The 2,255-nt window shown below is 31.3% G+C and carries 1 protein-coding gene; it reads left to right on the top strand.

Annotated elements, in window-relative coordinates:
• Window positions 1–2,255: DUF11 domain-containing protein (locus MBCUR_RS02025; RefSeq protein WP_157077555.1), on the top strand; the 2,255-nt coding region annotated here is incomplete at both ends.

The following is a 2,255-nucleotide window of genomic DNA, read 5'->3' as shown; positions in this document are numbered from 1 at the left end:
TCTTAGGTATTAATTGGACTACTGCTCTTAAGTCTATTGCTGGTGCTTTAGGTATTGCTGATTCTCAAGGTTGGAATAATTTTACTGTTCATATTGCTCCTGGTCTTTATGCTGGTAGTTTGAATGTTAATCAAAATGTTAATGATAATGCTACTTTCCTTGGTTATACCAGTTTAGGTGGTGCTGTTGTCTTTGATGGTGCTAACTCTGTAAGAAGTGGTTTCATTGTTGGTGGCAATAGTAATGTTACCTCTAGAAACATTACTTATGTAAATGGTAGTGAGGATCTAGGTGGGGCTGTTTATGTTAGTGCTGGTAGTACTTTTAATGCTCTAAATAATACTTTTGCTAATAATAGTGCAAAATCTGAAGGTGGAGCTATTTATACTGTGGATAACAGTTTTTTATATGTTAATACTTCTGTTTTTGATAATAACCGTGCTACTCGTGGTGGAGCTATTTCTGCTCATGGTTATGCTAATATTAATTCCTCTACTTTTACTAGAAATAATGGATATGCAATATACTTAGGTAAAAGTAACAGTCAAATTACAAGCTCTAACATCTTAAACAATACTGGTGGTATTTATATTGATACTGCAACTTCTGGTGTTAAAATCAATTATAATAGAATTGTTGGTAGCAATAATTCTGGTTCTTATAGTTTGAATTATAATGGTCAGAATACTGATGTTAAGTATAATTGGTGGGGTAACAATAATATTACTAGTTTAATTTATAATAATGGTGTTAATTTGGATAACTATTTATATTATGTTTTAGAGTTGTTTTATGTTTTTAACAATAGATATGTAGTTTATACTAATACTAATAGAAATTTATCACCTGGTGCTGTGACTATTGGTCATAGGTTTGTTTTAAATGATGGTAGTTTACCTGCTAATACTAACTTGTTGCCTGATTTTAATATTGGTGTTCAGTTAAGGAATTCTACTAATTTGTTGTATAGTAATGTTACTAATTATGATGGCAGTGATTATAATCGTAGTGGTTATGTTAATGGTTCTAGTTTCTTTAATAATTTAAATGTTTCTGCTGATGGTTATACTGTTGAGTTGACTCTTCGTGGTACTCCTGTTATTAATTTAACTGTTAGTAAAACTGCTAATGTTACTGCAACTAACTATTTAGGCTATATTACATTTACTCTTAATGTGACTAACTATGGCCCTGATATTGCTACTAATCTTGTTATGTTGGATGTTTTATCTGCTGGTTCATTAATATTTATCAATGCTTCTAATGCTTCTTACAATTCAGCTAATGGTTTATGGACTATTCCTACTTTAAATGTTGGTGAGTCTGCTGTTTTGGTGATTGTTGCTCAGGCTACTACTACTGGTGGTCTTGTTAATGAGGTTAATGTTAGTTCTGTTGATCAAACTAATATTGGTGAATATGAAAGTTTTGTTTTTGTTGGTTCTTCTAATCAAGCTAATGTGAGTATTTCTAGTAAAATAGCTAATGTTTCTGGTACTGTTTTAAATGGTGGTTTAGTTACTTATGTTGTTACTGTAAATAATTCTGGTCCTAACAATGCTACTGGTGTACGTGTAAGTGATTTATTAGATTCTAGACTTATATATATTACTAGTAATCGTTCTGCTGCTGGAGATTATAATTCTGTTACTGGCTTGTGGGTTATTGATAATTTGTATATTGGTGTTCCTGTGACTTTAACAATTGTTGCTAGAATTAATGGTGTAGGCCTTATTAATAACACTGCTAATGTAACTGCTATTAATGAAGTTAATCTTGCTGATCCAGATGATACTTACAAATTTGCTAGTTTTACTGCTGTTTCTACTGTAAACCTTAGTATTACTAAGAAGTCCAATGTGAGTGGTAATGTTTTAAATGGTGCATTTATTTCTTATGTTGTTAATGTGACTAATTTTGGTCCGAACACTGCTACTGGTTTAGAGCTTACTGATGTTTTAGATAGTCGATTGATTTATGTTAATTCTACTTTGACTAATAGTGTTTCTTATGATAATGGTACTGGTAAGTGGATTATTGGTTCTTTGGCTAATGGTAGTAGTGCTATTTTAACTATTGTTGTGAGGCTTAATGGTATTGGTAATATTACAAACACTGTTAGTGTTATTGGTCTTGTTGAGAATAATACTGGTGATACTTCTGCTAATACTTCTGATTCTGGTAATATTACTGTTGTTCCTACTGTGAATCTTAGTATTACTAAGAAGTCTAATGTGACTGGTAGTACTATTTTA

Source organism: Methanobrevibacter curvatus (assembly GCF_001639295.1).
Classification (GTDB): Archaea; Methanobacteriota; Methanobacteria; order Methanobacteriales; family Methanobacteriaceae; genus Methanoflexus; species Methanoflexus curvatus.
Note: the sequence above shows the minus strand (reverse complement) of the source record. Positions and strands in the feature narration are given on the sequence as shown.